Raw genomic sequence first — 19,001 nt, 5'->3', positions numbered from 1 at the left:
AAATTTTTCTTTTTCGTTTAATTTAGTTTGCTATTTAGATAACACTGTTAAAGCTTTGTTACGTTTTAATATAAAATAATTTATATCAAGGCTGTCAGCATCGTAGCTAAGCTTTTTAATCGTTTGTGCAGTATTTGTCCCATCAATAATTAATTGATCGCACTTAAAATTATCTTTAATGTATTTTAATTTTATAGCATTATTGCCCGTAAGGTAGACATAATTCACCGTCAGCTTTTCTTTTAAGTTAATGTTTTTGGTTGGGTTACTATCTAATATCATTAACCGATCATTGCCAAACTGGATCAAGCCTAAACCTGACTTTCTTAGATATGGAGTTGTTATAGCCGTATCCAGCTTTCCGATTTTCAAATAGGTTATTCCCATACTGTCTAAAGCAGGTTGAATGTTATAGTTAAATAAGGGGTCACTTATAGATAAATCGGTAAGCAATACGCCGCTGTTCCCCGTTTTAAATAAAATAGCTGAATGTTTGTTTAAACTGTAAAATAGGATGTTATTACTGTTTTGGAGATTTATTGTATTGACACAAATCAAAATAGTCACAACTAAAGTACCGCCGAGTGCAGCCCATAAGTAATGCTTTCGCCTGGAATAGCTAAAATAGAGTATGGCTATAATTACGATGAAGATAAGCAGGCATTCAGCGGTAGTGAACCATATTTTACTAATGGACGAATAAGGCTGTTGCTCAATAAGCTTTAAGCCGTAGTTCATTATTTTGATCGTATGCTCTACCACCCAGAATAAGGCTTTAGTCAGATAAGGGATTTGGGGTAGCAAAATAGCCAGCAATCCCGCGCCCAATATTAGTTCAGAAGGTAAGATGATGAACAGGTTACTGATCAAAAAATAAACGGGAAACTGGTGGAAATAGTAAATGCTTAATGGAAAAGTGATCAACTGTGCAGCAAGTGATGCAGACAGTAAATACCATAACTTATTGATCCACTTATTTGATGGTTTTAGCCATTTGTAAATCACCGGCTGTAAAACAATTAAACCCAATACAGCCAGGTAAGAGAGTTGAAACCCAACATCGGTAATTAATAAAGGATCATAAAGTAACAGGAGAAAAGCAGATACGGCTAACAGGTTTACAGCATTGTTATACCTGTAGCCTGTTGTACCTAAAATGGCAAAGCTAAGCATTAAGGCAGCCCGGCACACCGCTGGCGAAAAGCCCGTCAGCATGGCATATGCCCATATCAATACGATAATCAAAATTGCCTTTAGCCACTGGCCCCGTCGCGAACCGTTTAAAAAGTTAAACGCAAAGCTGATGAATATAAATACAATGGCTACGTGTGCGCCTGATACAGAAAGTACGTGTATGGTGCCTGTTTTTGAATACCATTGTAATACATCGGGGCTTAAATCAGCTTTGTAACCAAGTATCAGCGTACTTGCTACCGCTGCAGCTATGGTATCGCTCATATTTGCTTTTATTTTCTGTACCATTTGCTGGCGCAGCTTTATTGATGCTGCAATTATTGGATTGCCCTGCCCGTGTTTAACCACGGTATACTGTCCCGGAAACAAAAAGATTTGCTCATAAATATTTTGATGCTGAAGGTATTTGCGGTAATTAAAAACAGCCGGATTAAGTGGCGGAGAGACGGGTTTGTTATTGGCAATGATCATTAGCTCGTCCCCATATTGCAATGGCTGTTCAGGATTGGCCAAAATGGTTAATAAGATTTTGCCGGCTACCAAATTCGTTTTCTGATGATCAAAAGCTTCCTTAACCTCAGCTGTACAATGCCAGTATTTCCCTTTCAGTATTGGCTCATTGCTAATAGCGACTAAAAACTGAGTTGCCTTGTACTTGCTAAAATAGGTTTGCCTGAAGCGAGGGTTGTTAAGCAGAACGGCAATAATGCCAAAGAGAAAGAGGATAACATGCACCAGTGTACCACCTAACCATGAAATGCGGTAAATGCCAAATTTTACGTAAAATATGTTGAGCAGGATAAAAGCAAATGTTAACAGGCCTGATGCAGCAGCAACATAAATAAGGTTAAAGCTTAAAAATAAAGAAGAAACAATGCCTGCGATAAACGGCAAAATATAAACAAATACAGGAACTTCACCTTTATGGTCGGCGATCATTAGACAAGATTCAGATTTGCCTTAAAGATAGCAGCTTTTAAGAAAGGTTCAAATCAGGAAAGCTGCTCGCGTACGCCGATCAGGAATTTTTTAATTTCTTCCAGCTTGGTAATCATGCGCTGGGTCTCTTTAGCTGCATTAAGATTGGTTTTCATGTACTCGCGGGCACCGGGAATAGTATAACCTTTTTCACGTATCAGGTACATGATTACCTTTAAATTTTCGATATCTTCAGGAGTAAAAAAGCGGTTGCCTTTCTGGTTTTTTTTAGGCTTTAAAATATCAAATTCTTTCTCGTAATACCTTAAAAGCGATTGGTTTACATTAAACATGGCCGAAACTTCGCCCATGGTATAATATACGCGTTTGATGTCTTGTTCTTCTTTTAAAGGCATAGGCAAATATAGTAAAAGTTAATTGCCACCAAATATCTAAGCATATACATTGTCGCCATTTTGTTACATAAATACTTTACATTAATTTAACATAGATGCCTCGTGCAATTAAAAAAGTTATAGCTTCGCATCAGCCAATTATAAACGCGTTAGTTTGGCTGATTGATTAGTCAAACTAACGCGTTAACTAAAGTTACAGTTCGCCGGTAGCGAAAAGGTTTTCAGCCCCGCCATTCTTTTTCAAAAGCATAAAATGGGAGTATATTGCTTCATGCAATGGATATGAACGGTATTCAAGCTGGTATTTCTGTGCAAACTCTCTGATAATAGGAGTTATAGCTGGATAGTAAACATGCGCTACAGTAGGGAATAAATGATGAGCCACATGATGGTTAAAGCCTCCGAATAAGATATTCGCTATTCTGCTTTCGGTACTGAAGTCCTTGGTTTCGCGGATCTGGTACATGGCCCAGGTCATATCAATCTGCCCATCTTCAGGTGGTTTCGGGAAAACAGCATCTTCGTCAGCATGTGTAGACAGCAGGGCAGTTACTCCAAATGCACTTGCCAGAAAATGCATCACTAAAAATGCTGCAAGCACCTTGTACCAGGGTTGATCGAGTACCATCATTGGTATGCCTATCATAAAAAACAGATTAAATATTTTAGCAGCAAAAAGTTTGACATATTCAATTTTAGGGATGTTCACTACTCTTTTCAAATAGTTATCCTTTACTCCGAAGAAATCTTTAAAATCACGCACCAGCAGCCAGTTAAGGGTATAAAAGAAGTATAAAAACCACATATAATAATGCTGGTAGCGATGGAAATTGTACCATTTGCTTTCGGGAAATATCCTTACGATATCGCTTTGCTTTACATCAATATCCCAGTGCTGCATATTTGGATAAGGATGGTGTAATACAATGTGGCGTTTTTTCCAGATGTAGCTGTTACTGCCAAACAATTCAAGTACGTTGGTCAGCAGTTCGTTATGCGATCTTTTTTTAAATATGGCGCCATGCGCTGCATCATGAAACGCATTCAGAAAAACCAATATCATGGTAATGCCTGTGAGTGTATAATACACAAACAAAAGCGGCGTCTGGTTGCCAAACATCAAAATACAGCTGTAAAAAACAAAATAAAGTGCCATGAAGAAGATCGATTTAAACACGATCTGGTTCTGTACTTTCTTGTTGCCAAGTACCCTTAATTGTACTTCTCGGTGTAGTTCTTTGTAAAAATCGTCGCTTCCAGCTTTCTTAAATGATGGTTTAATTAAGTTTTCAGTGGTCATGATGTAAAGTATTGTCCCATAGATATGTTATTGTATACAAGCACTGTTAAATCAATGTTTAAACAATATTTTCATCTTTTTGTCAAAAGCTGTTTCCTTTCATTTAAGGAAAATTTTTCTACTTAATGGCAGCTGTTTTAAAGAATAATATAATATCAAATTGTTGTAACAAAATGCCTGCATGCGGTAGTTTTTCCATGCGTAATATTTCAAACTTTATACCTATTTAAGCTATATTGCAACCCACAATAAATATTGTGTTATATTTTGAAGTGTATTTAGATATAACACCGTTAATACGAATATGACAGATTTATCAGACCAGATAATCGGGCAATATGAACTCGTAGTTGGCCTTGAAGTGCATGCGCAGTTGTCTACCCAAAGCAAATCCTTTTCAGCAGATTCAGCTGCTTTTGGTGCTTTGCCCAATCATCATATCAGCATGGTATCCTTAGGGCATCCGGGTACGCTTCCGTTTATTAATAAACGCATGGTAGCGTATGCTGTAAAAATGGGACTAGCCTGCGGTTGTGAAATTAATCCGTTGAACACTTTTGCGCGTAAAAACTATTTTTATGCCGATTTACCAAAAGGCTACCAGATTACACAAGATCAGCAGCCTATTTGTATTGGCGGCGCAGTAAACGTTAAACTTGCAGACGGTTCGCAAAAAACAATAGCTATACACCATATCCATATGGAAGAGGATGCCGGTAAAAGCATCCATGACCAGGATCCTGAATATTCACTGATTGATCTGAACCGTGCAGGGGTTCCCTTGCTGGAGATTGTTTCACAGCCTGATATGCGCAGTGCAGAAGAAGCCGGGCAATATTTAACCGAACTGCGTAAAATACTGCGTTATCTTGATATATGCGATGGCAACATGGAGGAAGGCAGTATGCGCTGCGACGCCAATATTTCTATCCGTAAAAAAGGGGATACCGCTTTAGGGAACAGGTGCGAAGTAAAGAACCTTAACTCTATCCGCAATGTGCAACGGGCAATTGAGCATGAATTCTTACGCCAGATAAAAGTTGTTGAAGCGGGTGGTTTTATTGATCAGAACACCTTAAACTTTAATGCTGATACCGGTGAAACAACCGTATTGCGTACCAAGGAAATGGCGAATGACTATCGTTATTTCCCTGAACCGGACTTAATCCCGGTAAGCATCAGCGCCGAATATGTAAAAAGCATAAAAGACAGCCTGCCTGCTTTACCTGCTGAACTTTATCAGAAATATACAGCTAAGCTTGGTCTTACAGACTATGATGCATCGGTACTGACTTCTGATAAAGAGTTCGCTTTTTTCTTTGAGCAGTTGATTGGCCATACCAGTAATTATAAGTCGGCCGCTAACTGGATGATGGGGCCTGTTAAGTCTTACATCAACGAACGCGGCGTTTCATTGGCAGAAACAGCTATAAAGCCCGAAAGTATTGCTGAGTTAATAAGCCTTATTGACAGCGGAAAGATCAATAATACAGTTGCTGCACAAAAGCTTTTCCCGGCGGTGATCAGTAACCCATTAAAACAGCCAACCGTATTAGCTACTGAACTTAATCTATTAATCAGTGAAAACAGTGGTGAGCTTGATACGTTTATCGCTGATGCCTTAGCTAAGTTTCCGGATAAGGTTAAGGAGTATCAAAAAGGTAAAAAGGGAGTATTAGGCTTATTCATGGGCGAAATAATGAAACGCTCAAAAGGAAAAATAGATCCGCAGAAAACCAATCAATTATTATTAAAAGCATTAGACCAGGCATAATGAAATCAAATTATAAATTATATGCAGCTGCAGCACTTATATCAGCTTTCGCAGCTTGTAAAGATCAAAAGTCTTTTACTGTAGACGGCGAGGTTAAAAACTTTGGCGCTAATAAGAAAGTGGTGCTTCTCGCTGCCGATAGCAGTTCGGTAACCAAAATAGATTCGGCAGAAGTTGGTGCCGATGGTAAGTTCAAGTTTAAAAAGTCTACCCCTTATGCCAACTTGTTTAAGCTACAGATAGGAGAGTCTATTTATGATTTTATCGCTCAGAATGGCGACGATATCTCGTTTAAAACTAATGCTGCCGACTCTGCACATAACTATGAAATAACAGGTTCTGGTGATTCTGAAAAAATCAAAGAGGTAAATAATATCAGTAATACTTACGGTGCTAAAAATGCAAAGTTGGTAGCTGAATTTCAATCAAAGGCTCAGGCCGGCGGTAATAAAGATTCATTGCTGAAGGTTTATACACCTGAATTTCAGCAAAACATAAATGCTTACGGCAAAGAGGTACTTAAGTTTATTGATGATAATAAATCATCTTTAGCTGCATTTTACGCGGCAACCTCGCTTGATCCTATGCGCTACGAAGCCGAACTGGTAAAATACGCAGATGATCTTAATGGCCAGTTTAAAGATAACCCTGCAGTACAGAAATTTGTAAAACAAATGGAAGTGGCAAAGCCATTGTCAATAGGCCATAAAGCGCCTGATTTTGCCAGCACATCCATTGATGGCAAGCAGGTTAAACTATCTGATTACAAAGGTAAGTATGTACTGATTGATTTCTGGGCTTCATGGTGTATGCCATGCCGTGCCGAAAACCCTAATGTGGTTAAAGCCTATGGCCAATATCATGATAAGGGCTTAAACATTTTGGGTGTATCATTAGACACCGACAAGGCTGCATGGCAAAAAGCAGTAAATGACGATAAGTTAACATGGCAGCATGTGTCAGACTTAAAACGGTTTGAAGGGCCTACCGAAACATTGTACCATATAGAGGCTATTCCGACAAATTTCTTCATTGATCCACAGGGAGTTATCATTGCAAAGAATGTAACAGGGATTGATCTTGAAGAAATTTTAAATAAAACGTTCAATAAGAAGTAACTCTTTGTTAAGTATTTGTGAAGATTAACAATTAATTAACACTGGTTTAATCATTTTGTACTTTTAAGCGTTTACTTTTATCAAAAAATTCAGCCCCCACATGAGTACATCTGCGAAACAAAAGATCCTTATCGTTGATGATGAACCGGATATTCTGGAATTGATAGAATATAACCTTAAAAAAGAAGGCTACCAGGTTTATCTTGCTAACAACGGCCAGGAAGGTGTTAACGAAGCAAAAAAAGTTCTTCCCGATCTGATCATTCTTGACATTATGATGCCTAAAATGGATGGTATAGAAGCCTGCCGTATTATGCGCACCATGCCAGAGTTTAAAAATACCTTTATGGTATTTTTAACTGCACGAAGCGAAGAGTACTCTGAAATTGCCGGGTTTAACGTTGGTGCCGATGATTATATTGCTAAACCAATTAAGCCGCGTGCTTTGGTTAGCCGTATAAATGCCATTTTGCGCCGTAACTCTGCAACAGAAGAATTAAGCGATAACAAACTTGAAGTAAAAGACCTTGTAATTGACCGCGAAGCTTATCTGGTATTTAAAAATGGCGAGAAAGTAGTTTTAGCTAAAAAAGAGTTTGAATTACTTTATTTGCTGGCATCAAAACCCGGAAAGGTTTATACCCGCGAAACGATCCTGAAAAACATATGGGAAGATTCGGTAGTGGTTACCAACCGTACTATTGACGTACACATTCGTAAACTGCGCGAAAAACTTGGCGACGAATATGTTGCTACTGTTAAAGGTGTAGGTTACAAATTTGAAGCATAAGCAAAAGGCCCCTTAAGGGGCCTTTGTCATTTATTAAGCTTTCTTTTTTGCAGTTGTTTTAGCTGCAACTTTTGGAGAATCGCTTTTTGCAGCTTTAGCCGGTTTTACAGCTTTAGTAGCTGTTGCTTTTGCAGTTGATGCTGTTTTTGCAGCTGTAGTTTTGGTAGCTTTTACAGCTTTATTGGTTGCTTCCTTTGCAGTTGAAGTCGCCTTGGTAGCTGTATCTTTAGCAGCTTTAACAGTTTTTGATGCAGTAGTTGCAGCCTTATGCTGTGGTTCTTTAGCAGCAACAGCTTTCTTTACGGCTGTAGCTTTTTTACTCACTGCTTTTTTAGCGTCATGTGCTTCTTCTTTTACAAAGTCAACTGCATCTTCAGTTTTTTCTTTTGTACTATCCCAAATACTTGAAACGGTATCTGCAATTTTTTCGAAAAAGCCTTTTTCCTCTTTTTTCGAAGTTGTTTTTCTGGTAGTGCTCATAAAATTATCGGGTTAGATGTAAGTTATTGATTTTTAATCCCTAACATAAGCGTTTGCAGATTGTTTGTTTCGCACAAAGTTCATTAAAAACGGTTATAGGTACAGTATCGGTTATTAACCGTATTTTTGTACATTAATATGAAAATTCCAAAGTTTACAGATCTTATTTTATTTGAAGACGATAACCTGATTGTGGTAAATAAACCGCCATACATCAGTTCGCTTGATGACCGTGGCGAGGCTGCAGGCGAGATCAATATGCTTCGGCTGGCGAAAGCCTATGCTGATGATGCGCAAATATGCCATCGGTTAGATAAGGAAACATCTGGCGCTTTAATTATTGCTAAAAACCCGGAAACCTACCGCTTTATATCCATGCAGTTTGAGCACCGTAAGGTGAAAAAAATATACCATGCTGTTATAGAAGGTACGCATGTTTTTGATAACCTGCTGGTTGATCTGCCTATATTAAATACAGGAAAAGGCAGCGTAACCATCAGCAGGCAGGAAGGTAAACGTGCCGAAACCTGGTTTCAATCACTAAAATACTGGAAACATTATACTTTGGTGGAGTGCCGACCGGTTACCGGCCGTATGCACCAGATCCGTATACACCTGGCTACGCAACGCGCCTCAATAGCCGGCGATGCCATGTATAAAGGTAAGCCTGTGTTTTTATCTTCACTTAAACGCAAGTATGTTTTGGGTAAAGATCAAGAGGAGCAACCGATTATGAAGCGGTTTGCACTACACGCATTTGAGGTTACTTTTAAAATCAATGAAGAAACGGAAGTAACCATCCACGCGCCATATCCTAAAGACTTTGATACCCTGTTAAAGTTGCTGGATAAGTTTGACAGTTAATAAAATAGCCTGATAAACGATCAGGCTATTTTGCGTTAATTCCAAAAGCCCTGCGCTTTTATCTGGTTATTTCCATAGCCTTGATTACGCAGCAACTTACGCATTTGCATTACCATCGTGTTATTTCCTGCAAGATAGAATATCGTATTTTCTAAGTCGTAAGATTGTTGTAGCAACCATTCTGTAAGAGAGTGGTGCCCAAATTTATCCGACTTTGAAACTGTAGTAATAGGAGATTTGAAATACTCTGAAAACAGATTACGGTTAGTTTCGCTTTCCATAGTAATGGCACCGGTTAACCTGGTTACAGGTTGTGTTAATTGCTGTAAGGCAAGCATGTGTCCTAATGCGCTTTCATCGCCAAGGCATATCACCGCTGATGTATTAACAGGCGTTTGTTTGGTACTTGCAATACCAATATAACTGATTTGATCGCCTTGTTTCAAATTTTGCGCCCATATACTGCCCGGCCCTTTGTGGGCGGTGTCGATAAACAGGGTGCAAGTTTGCGTTTCTGCATCCCAGCCTGCAGGTGTATAGTCGCGGTAAGTAAAATTGTCAACCTTGCATTTCATGTAATTCACCTCATTCCAGTTGTCCATTTCGGCAGTTGGCAAATGCAGGTCTATTTCAGTAATCGTGGATGTTTCCCAGTACCTTACCTCAAGCACATGGGCAGTTTTATGCAGACGATTATTGATTAATCCGGATGCTTTTCTTTTTAGGTGTTCTAACATAGGGTATTATCTTAAGTGTGATAATACAAAGTAACAGCCTTACTGTATGATAAAAAATAGATTTACCGCGGTAAGGATTGGATTATTCGTGGTAACGCTGACGAAACTCAAGAGGTGTTATATTTTCTGATTTTTTAAATAATCTTGAAAAATAGGTGTGATCATCATATCCCAGCTGAAAGGAAATTTCTTTAACATTAAGGCTGGTGTGATACAGTAAGCGCTTCGCTTCGAGCATGATTTCCTGCGTTATCCAGTATGATACTGAAAAGCCGGTAACCTTATTTAGCACCTCGTTAAGATAAGAGCCGGAAATATTTAGCATGGCAGCATAAGCTGATGGGCTTTTCTCAGTTTTATAATGCTCTGAAAGCAGGCGTTTGAAGTTTTGCGCAATAATTTTGGGCTGCGATAATTGCCCGATACAGTTTTTAGTTTTGCTGTAACCACTTGCTGCAATGGCCAAATATGAATTTAATAAACCGTATATGTGCTGTTTAAAAAATGGATCGTCGCGGTTAAAATTACAGGCATCATGCAGTAAATGCAATATCTGGCTACATTTTTCATATGATTCTGCCGAAAGGCCGCAAGGCTGTTGCAATAGAAGATGATTTTCAAAAACTTCCCGATATTCGTTAGCAATTAATGAGGTATCTACAGCTAAAAACCACCCACATGCCATGTTAATATCAATACGGTGATGAACCTGTCCAGGAAGTATGTAGTAAATGTGCTGTTCTGGTAATAGCACCCTGGTGAAATCAATCATTACACTTGCCGTACCCTTATCTATCATGAACATCACGTAATGGTCGTCACGGTGTGCGCCAAGTTTGTCTACTTTACGTTTAATTTCATCAGCTGTAGCATAGTGAATATCAAGGCCTATGTCTACCCGTTCCTGAAGTTTATGTACAGGGATGCTTTTCATTTGCTGCAAAGCTAAAAACTAATAACAAATAAGGCGCCCGGATGAGCGCCTTAAATATCGTTGAAGTGTTATCAGGTGGTGTAACCTAATATTTTTAATACCTGTTTACTGTTCTGCTCTTCACCGAATACTTCAAAATTGAATGTTTCATCGCGGTTGCGGCGAATAATCACATGCTTAGGAGAAGGCAGTAGGCAATGGTGTATGCCACCATATCCGCTTAATACTTCCTGGTAGGCACCGGTATTGAAGAAACCCAAATATTGTACTTTACGGGTCTTTGGCATAAATACACTGTTCATGTGGGCTTCCTGGTTGTAATAATCCTGGCCATCGCAGGTGATACCACCAAGGTTTACACGCTCGTACTCGGCATCCCAGTTGTTAATTGGTAACAGGATATACTTTTGGTTAAGCGCCCAAACATCCGGAAGGTTAGTGATGAAAGAACCATCAAGCATTAGCCATTTTTCACGATCGTTTTGTTGCTTACGGCCAAGCACTTTATATAAAATGCCTGATGCTTCTGCTACAGTGTATTTACCAAACTCGGTAATGATATCCGGTTCAATGGTATCATTTTCGGCGCAGATCTCTTTGATACGGCTAACAATCTCGTTTACCATGTACTCATAATCGAAATCAAACACCAGCGAATCTTTAAAAGGCATACCGCCGCCAATATCAAGCGTATCCAGTTCAGGGTTGATCTTTTTAAACTTGCAATAAAGGGTAACGTATTTCTCCAACTCGTTCCAGTAATATGGCGTATCAGAGATACCGGAGTTGATGAAAAAGTGTAAAAGCTTAACCCTGAAATTCGGGTTCTTTGCAATTTTGCTGGTATAGAAATCGATAACGTCTTCCATACGGATACCCAGACGCGAAGTATAGAACTGCGAGTCGGGCTGCTCTTCTGCCGCTATACGGATACCCAGGTTACAAGGCACGTCCATCTCGATCTCATCATCGTAAATGTTAAACTCTTCCTTATTATCTAATACCGGGATAATGTTCTTGTAACCATCATGCAGCATATCGATGATATATGTTTTGTACTGGAAGGTTTTGTAGCCATTGCAAATAACGGTGATGTCTTTATTTACAACGCCCTTTTTTTCCAGCGCATCAATCATAGGCATATCAAAAGCCGAAGAAGTTTCAAGGTGAATATCATTCTTCAATGCCTCTTCAACAATATGCTTAAAGTGCGAACTTTTGGTACAGTAGCAATATTTATAACCGCCTCTGTAATTGTTCTTTATAATGGCCTGCTGAAACATCAGCTTTGCCTGCTGAATTTTTTTAGAAATAATTGGAAGATACGTGAAGCGTAGGGGAGTACCATACGTTTCTATCATTTCCATTAAATTAAGATCGTTGAAATATAGTTCGTCTTCAATGATCTCAAAACCTTCTTGCGGGAAACCCACGCTCAGGTCCAGAAACTCCTGGTAGCTTTGCATCTATTATAATCCTGTAATTTCCCGCAAAAATGTAATTTTTTAAGTGAAATTTTCAGATAAAATCTCAAATAGTTTTTTCGTTTACTTTTGGATAACAAAAGCTATTATTTTTAATAATAATGATTGCTCATAAATATCTCATATTCAATATGATATGAGTTTATGTTAAATTTCTGTGAACTTTTGCTAAGTAAGTGAAAACTTGTACTTATAAAAGCTAATTTTTGGGCTGTAAATGTACTTCTGCTAACATGCATCGTGCACTGCCTCCGCCATGCGTTTCTATAGCGCTAATATCGCTACAAATGATGCGAATATATTTCTCTAAGGTAGCTGCCTGATTATCATCTAAAGATTGGTAAGCCTGCTTAGACATTACCAATAACTTTTCACCGTTAGTACTCTGCACTTCGAGCATATTACCGGCAAAATGATTCATCTGATCGAAGGTGATTGCTACCATTTCTTTTCCGGTGTTTTTAAATGAATCTAATAGCTGCCCGCGTTCGATTTCGTCTTTTATTGCATCAAGGCAGATGACCACATAGCTGCTGCCAATACACATTAAAACATTGGTATGGTAGATGGCTTTACCCTGGCTGTCAACAGCATCAAAAGTAATGGCCTTGTAATCTTCCTTTTTGGCAAAAGTTTCCAGTACTTCTTTGTCTGTTCGTGGTGAAAGGCAGGCATAGGCAATTTTATTTTCACGGTCTAACACCATGCTGCCAGTGCCTTCTAAAAACTTGTTCTGGACCTCAAATCTGCTGAGGTCAATAACATGGTTTACCGTGTAGTCTTCCTCAATCTTTCTGATGATATCTTCCCTGCGCTCTAACCGCCTGTTTTCAGCCTGCATGGGATACATCAGCACATCGCCATTGGCATGGAAAGATATCCAGTTATTAGGAAATATCGAATCAGGGGTATGCGGTTCTACGGTATCATTCACAACAATTACCTTCACACCATTTGCCCTTAGCAGGTCAACAAAATTATCAAATTCTTCCAATGCTTTCTGCTGTATATCTTCAGCTTTATTATCGCTTTTATTCTGGAAGGCATTGCTTTCGGCAGTTTGCTCATTAAACCCGAAACGTACAGGACGAATCATGAGCAGGGTAGATGTGGTTTGCTTATTTTTCATTAAGGTAAAAGCTGAAAGCTAAAAGCAGAAAGCTGCCTATAAAGAACATCTGCCTTTGACTTATATTTTTAATTAAATTTCGTCTCTTAATAGTGGCATGCTCATACAGTGGAAACCGCCACGCGCGCGCGAAAGTTCTGACGATGGCATCAGGATCAGCGTATCTTTTATGTCTTCGGTATTCAACTCGTTGTTTTCCAGCTGCTGCAACAGGTCTGCTACTTTAATGGTGCTAAAACCGTTTTGCTTAAAAGCTTCTACAGTTTTGTCGTTTCTGTCATAACCCAGTACAACACCTTCTTTTAGGGCAAGCAAATTACAGGAGTCTGTCCATTGTTCCCGGGCATCAAAAGGGAACGTGTTATTGCCCGAATAAATAAACTTTGTTGGCTCTGTACTATGCAGATCGTTTTGGCTAATGTCGTTCAATAACTCTTCCAGGCTTTTAAAACGGTGTGGCTGTTGTTTATCTGCATAAAACTGGATGATCTCTGGTTGATCTTTCAGTTTATTGTCTACAAACCATGCAATTGGCTCAATTTCTTTTACAGCTGCTTTGGTTATAGCCAGCGATCCTAAAAGCACCCACACATTACGTTTTACCTGCGTAAAAATGGTGTCAATGTGCATATAATCCCGCTTATGCGGAATTTTTACAATCGTCACCTTTTTTACCACCTTATGGCCGAACAATAATTTAATGGCCTCGTTAGCACCACTTGGGGACGTGCGCTCGCTGCAACCGATAATGACATGGTCTGTACTCACTACCATTACATCGCCACCTTCAAGCGTGGTACGTTCGCTTTGATCCTCACCGGGGCGAAGAAAATATTGAACCGTTTCCGGGATTTCGATAATGTTATCGGTATAAGCCTTAAACAGCGGATGGTTAAAGAATATATATCTGGCAAGCAAGGTTTCGCGGGTACGTGCTTTTTTCGCAGGCTTATTAATCAACACATGCTGATTGATGATGATACCGATATCCCTTGAAAATATCAGGTTGGGGATAGGGGCAAATATCATCTTATCATGATCCATCGTGCCCGAGATCAATATTTTGGCTAACTCTATGGCGTCAGTATCACATAAGCGCTGTTGCAAGCGGTAATCGCAACTTTCTATGGCGCAAACTGCGGCTACAAGCTTAACCCTGATCTTATCGTCCTTTAAAATATCAGCCAAAAGCGACTGCATTTCTACAACCTTGCCCGAAGCATGAAAGTCTGGGTCGTCGGGTTTATAAAAGCGGCGATTATTTTCGGGCGCATCAATGGCATTAAGCTTCCCTTTGATCTTTTGCTCATCTAAAAAATACATCAGCAGCTTAACGTAATAATCGTATTCTCCGGCACGCATGGTATCTAAATGTACAATGTCTTCAAATAGCCAATCCTGTGCTTTTGATGGTACAACCTTGCCCAAACCGCTATCAGGGCTGTGTATTAAAAGCGATCGTAAGCGGCCGATCTCAGAGGTAACGCTTAGTTTAAAATCGGTATTTTGTATCATAAGTGGTTGTACAAATCTATCAGATTTTTGCTGATATAATTAATTCGGGCAGGTGATGGCAATTTATTAATTTTGGCGCATGAACTTCATATCCGAGGCGGCTGCTAAAGCCGTTAAAAACTTATATCATATTGATCTGACTGCTGCCGATATTAACTTGCAGGAGACCCGTAAAGAATTTGAAGGCCAGGTAACCATAGTTACATTTCCGTTCACACGTTTTTCTAAAAAGTCGCCGGAGCAAACAGGGCAAGAGATAGGCGAGTACCTAAAGAATGAATTAGCAGAAGTATCTGCTTATAATGTTATAAAAGGATTTTTAAATATTTCTTTATCTGAAACTTTCTGGCTCGATAAACTGAACCGTGAAGTTTTAACAGAAGGCTTTGGTGAAATATCGCCAAACGGCAAGAAAGTAATGGTTGAATATTCATCGCCAAATACCAATAAGCCATTACACCTTGGCCACGTCAGGAATAACCTTTTGGGTTATTCTGTAGCACAGATCTTAGGTGCAGCCGGATATGAAGTGATTAAAGCCAACCTGGTAAACGACAGGGGTATACATATTTGCAAATCTATGCTGGCATGGCAAAAGTTTGGCAACGGCGAAACTTCTGAAACAGCAGGCGAAAAAGGCGACCACCTTGTGGGCAAGTATTATGTGATATTCGATAAGGAATACAAAAAGCAGATAGACGAGCTTAAAGCTGCCGGCCAAACTGAAGAAGAAGCGAAAAAGAATGCTCCGCTGATAAAAGAAGCGCAGCAAATGCTTCAAAAATGGGAAGCAGGTGATGAGGAGGTGATCAACCTTTGGCGCACCATGAATGGTTGGGTTTATGCTGGTTTTGACGAGACTTACAAAAAGTTAGGTGTCGACTTTGATAAATTTTACTACGAATCAAATACCTATCTGTTAGGAAAAGATATTATTGACGAAGGCCTTCAAAAAGGTGTGTTCTTTAAAAAAGAGGATGGTTCAGTTTGGATTGACCTGACCGAAGATGGGCTTGACCAGAAACTGGTATTACGCGCCGATGGAACTTCAGTTTATATTACCCAGGACTTAGGTACTGCACAGTTAAAATATGACGACTTCCAGATGGATGAATCGATCTATGTAGTGGGTAACGAGCAGGACTACCACTTTAAAGTGTTGTTCCTGATCCTACAAAAGCTGGGTAAAAGCTGGGCAAAAGGTTTGTATCACTTATCTTATGGCATGGTCGACCTTCCATCGGGTAAGATGAAGTCGCGTGAGGGTACGGTGGTAGATGCCGACGACCTGATTGCTGAGATGGAACAAACTGCAAAAACACAAACAGAGGCATTAGGCAAGGTTGATAATTTAGATGAAGAGGAAAAGCTAAACCTTTACCACATGATTGGTATGGGGGCCTTAAAGTACTTTTTGCTAAAAGTTGAGCCAAAAAAACGTTTGCTTTTTGACCCTAATGAGTCTATTGATTTTCAGGGGCATACCGGGCCGTTTATACAATATACACATGCACGTATTAAGTCGGTTTTAAACAGGGCAGGTGTAGACTTTAGCGCTGAACAGGCTATTGAAGAACTTGCGGCTGTTGAGCGTGATCTGATCATTACGCTGTCGCAATATCCACAGGTTATTTTGCAGGCCGCAAAAGATTATAGCCCGGCCGTAATTGCAAATTATGTTTACGAACTGGCCAAAGCTTACAATAAGTTTTATCACGAAAAATCAATTTTACAGGCAGAGGACGAAATTTCTAAAAAGTTCAGGCTGCAATTATCATCAGCAACTGCCGGTGTAATTGCAAAAGGCATGAACCTGCTGGGTATCGAAGTGCCTGAAAGAATGTAATTGAGGTAAAAGAACAGGCAGTAAGATAAAGTACATTGATTAGTTATTGTTCGGCAATAACTAATCATGTCAATCTATTTATCAGAAGGATTTTTCTTTTTATTCAACAGCATTTCCACCATTTTTTCAATTCTGGCTGTTCGGGTCTTTTCCTGTTTGGCGCTTAGTATCCAGATCACATATTCTTTCTTGTGCGAGTAGGCGAGTCCGTTGAAATACGCTAATGCTATAGGGTGTTGCTGTAAGGTCTGTCGCACATCTTCCGGAAGTTTTACAGATTTGCTGTCAACATCAATATACTGCGCGTAATCATTGGTCTTGATTTCCGAGTTGCGCGAAGTGGATATCTTAACCTCACTTTCTGGTTTAAATCGAAGAGCCGTCCAGGTATCATTAATTGCGGCTGACGCAACGGGCCGCAAGCCATGTTGGCTCATCTTATCCCAGCTTCCCATCATTTCAAGATCAGTACCTACGCCAGAACTCTTTTTAGGATAAATGATCCATAAAATGATGTTAAGCTCAAGCAGGGGCTTGATCTGCTGCATTTCAGTTTCAAGCTCATTGCTGTTTTTTACAAACAGCTGTACGCCATCAACTTTCTGGTTGTACTGAAAAGTTAGCTTAATGCCATTAGGTAAGGGTTCAAGAAAAGAAATGTAATCTTCAGGTGCGTTGGCTATCAACCACCTTGACCCCATTTTTACCTGTAGCTTTTTGGCTATGGCGTTCATAAAACCGTCTTAGTTGTTCAGGTTTAATTTAGCAAAGAAATCCCAAAGTACAATACCAGCTGATACTACAATGTTAAATGAATGTTTGGTGCCAAACTGTGGTATTTCTATGCAATGATCTATTACAGCCATCACATCGTCACTGACACCATTAACTTCGTTACCAAAGATGAGTGCATATTTTTTACCCGCTTGCGGTTCAAAAGTATTCAGCATTAAACTGTTTTCAGCCTGTTCAATTGCGGTAATGATATAACCTTCGGCCCTTAACTGCTCAACTGCATTTAAGGTAGTATCGCTATAACTCCAGTCGATAGATTGAGTTGCGCCTAATGCCGTCTTTTCAATTTCACGGTGCGGTGGCTGACCTGTTATACCACACAATATTACTTTCTCAACGGCAAAGCCATCGCTGGTCCGAAATATCGAACCAACGTTATGCATACTGCGCACGTTATCTAAAACAACGGCTACTGGTAGTTTTTCCTGTTCTTTAAATTCTGAAACGGAGGCCCGGTTTAATTCGTCAAGCTTTAATTTGCGCATCTAATTGTTCGTTAAGCTCGCCCACGCCGTTACCAATTAATGAACTGTAAACGGTAGGGGCATAGCCAATTTTCTGCGTGTAAAATTCCGTAATTTCTTTTGAAAAGTTATCGAAACCATCTTTTTTAACCAATGCAATGGCACAACCACCAAATCCGGCTCCCGTCATACGCGCTCCTGCAACATCGGCATTAGTACGTGCATAGTCAACTATCGCATCCAGTTCTTTACCGCTAACCTCGTACAAGTCGCGCAATGAATCATGAGATGCATACATCATTTCACCAAAGGCAGACAGGTCATGTGCAGCAAGCGATTTTGCAGCAAGTTTAACACGGTCGTTTTCTTCAATAACGTGGCGTGTACGTTTTTTAACCGTTTCATCAGTAATCAAGTGTTCATATTGGTTAAAAGTGGCCGTGTCTATGTCACAAAGGTTTTCTATGCTCAATTCTGCCTGCAAAGCTTTTAGTGCTGTTTGACATTCGCTTACACGCTCGTTGTATTTTGATTCGGCCAGTTGACGCAGTTTATTGGTGTTGATAATAGCCAACAGGTATTCGCCCAGGTGGCAATCAACGGCATCGTAAGCCAGGGTATCGCAATTAAGCATTAATGCCTTGTCTTTTTCGCCAAATGCTACGGCAAACTGATCCATGATGCCGCTGTTGAGGCCAATGAAATTGTTCTCTACAGACTTTGCTTGTTTAACCAGTTCAAGCTTGGTATAACCCGCATTTAATATTTCGTTTAAGGCATAAGCCGTAACTATTTCAATAGAAGCAGAAGACGATAAGCCAGAACCGATGGGAATATTACCATAGTACAGGAAATCAAGCCCCTCAAACTGATGTCCATCCTTTAAAAAGTGATGGATCACGCCAAGCGGATAATTATACCAGTGGCTGTCGTCTTTTTGATAAGCGGCTTTGATTTCTATTTCAGCATAATCTTCAAAATTGACACTGCTAAAGCGGAATACACGGTCATTGTTGGGCGTAATAAGCAAATAGGTGCCGTAAGTAATGGCGCATGGCATAACCAGGCCACCATTATAGTCGATATGCTCGCCGATTAAGTTAACACGGCCAGGTGAAAAATAAAAATGCTTAGCATCCTGATTATAACGTTGTTTAAACGTTTGAAATAGCTGTTGGTTCATTTAGGAAATTGATAGAAAACAAATATTGTAAAAAATACAGTTATTCCTGCAACAAGAAAA

General features: G+C 39.6%; 17 protein-coding genes. 5 read left to right on the top strand and 12 right to left on the bottom strand.

The window, feature by feature from the left end; all coding sequences use genetic code 11:
- Positions 1-30: 30 nt before the first annotated feature.
- The 3 genes from PQ461_RS12395 to PQ461_RS12385 form a co-directional block, all read right to left on the bottom strand.
- On the bottom strand, positions 31-2,133 hold the full coding sequence (locus tag PQ461_RS12395; RefSeq protein WP_274205839.1) for a ComEC/Rec2 family competence protein: 2,103 nt from the start codon (positions 2,131-2,133) through the stop codon (positions 31-33).
- Positions 2,134-2,186: 53 nt separating this feature from the next.
- Positions 2,187-2,528 (bottom strand): MerR family transcriptional regulator, encoded by a 342-nt coding sequence (locus PQ461_RS12390; RefSeq protein WP_274205838.1) that lies wholly within the window; start codon positions 2,526-2,528, stop codon positions 2,187-2,189.
- Positions 2,529-2,721: 193 nt separating this feature from the next.
- Positions 2,722-3,828, bottom strand: coding sequence for a fatty acid desaturase family protein (locus tag PQ461_RS12385; protein ID WP_274205837.1), 1,107 nt, complete (start codon positions 3,826-3,828; stop codon positions 2,722-2,724).
- Positions 3,829-4,132: 304 nt separating this feature from the next.
- Between PQ461_RS12385 and gatB the strand changes: the two genes are divergently transcribed.
- The 3 genes from gatB (at position 4,133) to PQ461_RS12370 (ending at position 7,510) form a co-directional block, all read left to right on the top strand.
- A complete protein-coding gene (gene gatB / locus PQ461_RS12380; protein WP_274205836.1) occupies positions 4,133-5,602 on the top strand; it encodes an Asp-tRNA(Asn)/Glu-tRNA(Gln) amidotransferase subunit GatB in 1,470 nt (489 codons plus the stop codon).
- On the top strand, positions 5,602-6,720 hold the full coding sequence (locus tag PQ461_RS12375; RefSeq protein WP_274205835.1) for a TlpA disulfide reductase family protein: 1,119 nt from the start codon (positions 5,602-5,604) through the stop codon (positions 6,718-6,720). Before gatB ends, PQ461_RS12375 begins: the two co-directional genes overlap by 1 nt.
- 100 nt (positions 6,721-6,820) lie before the next feature.
- Positions 6,821-7,510, top strand: coding sequence for a response regulator transcription factor (locus PQ461_RS12370; RefSeq protein WP_274205834.1), 690 nt, complete (start codon positions 6,821-6,823; stop codon positions 7,508-7,510).
- A 33-nt stretch (positions 7,511-7,543) separates the two neighbouring features.
- Here PQ461_RS12370 and PQ461_RS12365 read toward each other — a convergent pair whose 3' ends face one another.
- A complete protein-coding gene (locus PQ461_RS12365) occupies positions 7,544-7,990 on the bottom strand; it encodes a hypothetical protein (RefSeq protein ID WP_274205833.1) in 447 nt (148 codons plus the stop codon).
- A 138-nt stretch (positions 7,991-8,128) separates the two neighbouring features.
- On the opposite strand from PQ461_RS12365, the gene PQ461_RS12360 reads away from it, so the two are divergent.
- Entirely contained in the window at positions 8,129-8,854 is a 726-nt protein-coding gene (locus PQ461_RS12360) for an RluA family pseudouridine synthase (RefSeq protein ID WP_274205832.1), read from the top strand.
- A 35-nt stretch (positions 8,855-8,889) separates the two neighbouring features.
- Here PQ461_RS12360 and PQ461_RS12355 read toward each other — a convergent pair whose 3' ends face one another.
- The 5 genes from PQ461_RS12355 to PQ461_RS12335 all read right to left on the bottom strand — a co-directional run bounded on the left by PQ461_RS12355 (position 8,890) and on the right by PQ461_RS12335 (position 14,653).
- Positions 8,890-9,591: an SIP domain-containing protein gene (locus PQ461_RS12355; protein WP_274205831.1), complete on the bottom strand. Its 702-nt coding sequence runs from the start codon at positions 9,589-9,591 to the stop codon at positions 8,890-8,892.
- Between the two features lie 82 nt (positions 9,592-9,673).
- Positions 9,674-10,525 carry an AraC family transcriptional regulator gene (locus PQ461_RS12350; RefSeq protein WP_274205830.1) on the bottom strand — a complete coding sequence of 284 codons (852 nt, stop codon included), beginning with the start codon at positions 10,523-10,525 and terminating at the stop codon, positions 9,674-9,676.
- Between the two features lie 71 nt (positions 10,526-10,596).
- Positions 10,597-11,991, bottom strand: coding sequence for an arginine decarboxylase (locus PQ461_RS12345; protein WP_274205829.1), 1,395 nt, complete (start codon positions 11,989-11,991; stop codon positions 10,597-10,599).
- Positions 11,992-12,208: 217 nt separating this feature from the next.
- Positions 12,209-13,138, bottom strand: coding sequence for a citrulline utilization hydrolase CtlX (gene ctlX / locus PQ461_RS12340; RefSeq protein WP_274205828.1), 930 nt, complete (start codon positions 13,136-13,138; stop codon positions 12,209-12,211).
- Between the two features lie 72 nt (positions 13,139-13,210).
- Complete coding sequence (locus tag PQ461_RS12335) at positions 13,211-14,653, bottom strand: arginine deiminase family protein (protein WP_274205827.1); 1,443 nt, start codon at positions 14,651-14,653, stop codon at positions 13,211-13,213.
- 79 nt (positions 14,654-14,732) lie between these two features.
- Between PQ461_RS12335 and argS the strand changes: the two genes are divergently transcribed.
- Positions 14,733-16,499, top strand: a complete 1,767-nt coding sequence (argS, locus tag PQ461_RS12330; RefSeq protein ID WP_274205826.1) for an arginine--tRNA ligase — start codon at positions 14,733-14,735, stop codon at positions 16,497-16,499.
- A gap of 74 nt (positions 16,500-16,573) precedes the next feature.
- Here the strand turns inward: argS and PQ461_RS12325 are convergent, their stop codons facing one another.
- From PQ461_RS12325 to PQ461_RS12315, 3 genes are read right to left on the bottom strand one after another with little or no spacing between them, the layout of a single operon-like run.
- The gene (locus PQ461_RS12325) at positions 16,574-17,233 is read right to left on the bottom strand and encodes a YdeI/OmpD-associated family protein (protein WP_274205825.1); all 660 of its coding nucleotides are present in this window, start codon (positions 17,231-17,233) and stop codon (positions 16,574-16,576) included.
- 9 nt (positions 17,234-17,242) lie between these two features.
- Complete coding sequence (locus PQ461_RS12320) at positions 17,243-17,779, bottom strand: RNA methyltransferase (protein WP_274205824.1); 537 nt, start codon at positions 17,777-17,779, stop codon at positions 17,243-17,245.
- Positions 17,760-18,941 (bottom strand): galactokinase, encoded by a 1,182-nt coding sequence (locus PQ461_RS12315; protein ID WP_274205823.1) that lies wholly within the window; start codon positions 18,939-18,941, stop codon positions 17,760-17,762. Before PQ461_RS12315 ends, PQ461_RS12320 begins: the two co-directional genes overlap by 20 nt.
- Between the last annotated feature and the right edge of the window lie 60 nt (positions 18,942-19,001).

It is taken from the genome of Mucilaginibacter sp. KACC 22063, from assembly GCF_028736115.1.
Lineage (GTDB): Bacteria > Bacteroidota > Bacteroidia > Sphingobacteriales > Sphingobacteriaceae > Mucilaginibacter.
This window is presented reverse-complemented; position numbering and strand designations above follow the sequence as displayed.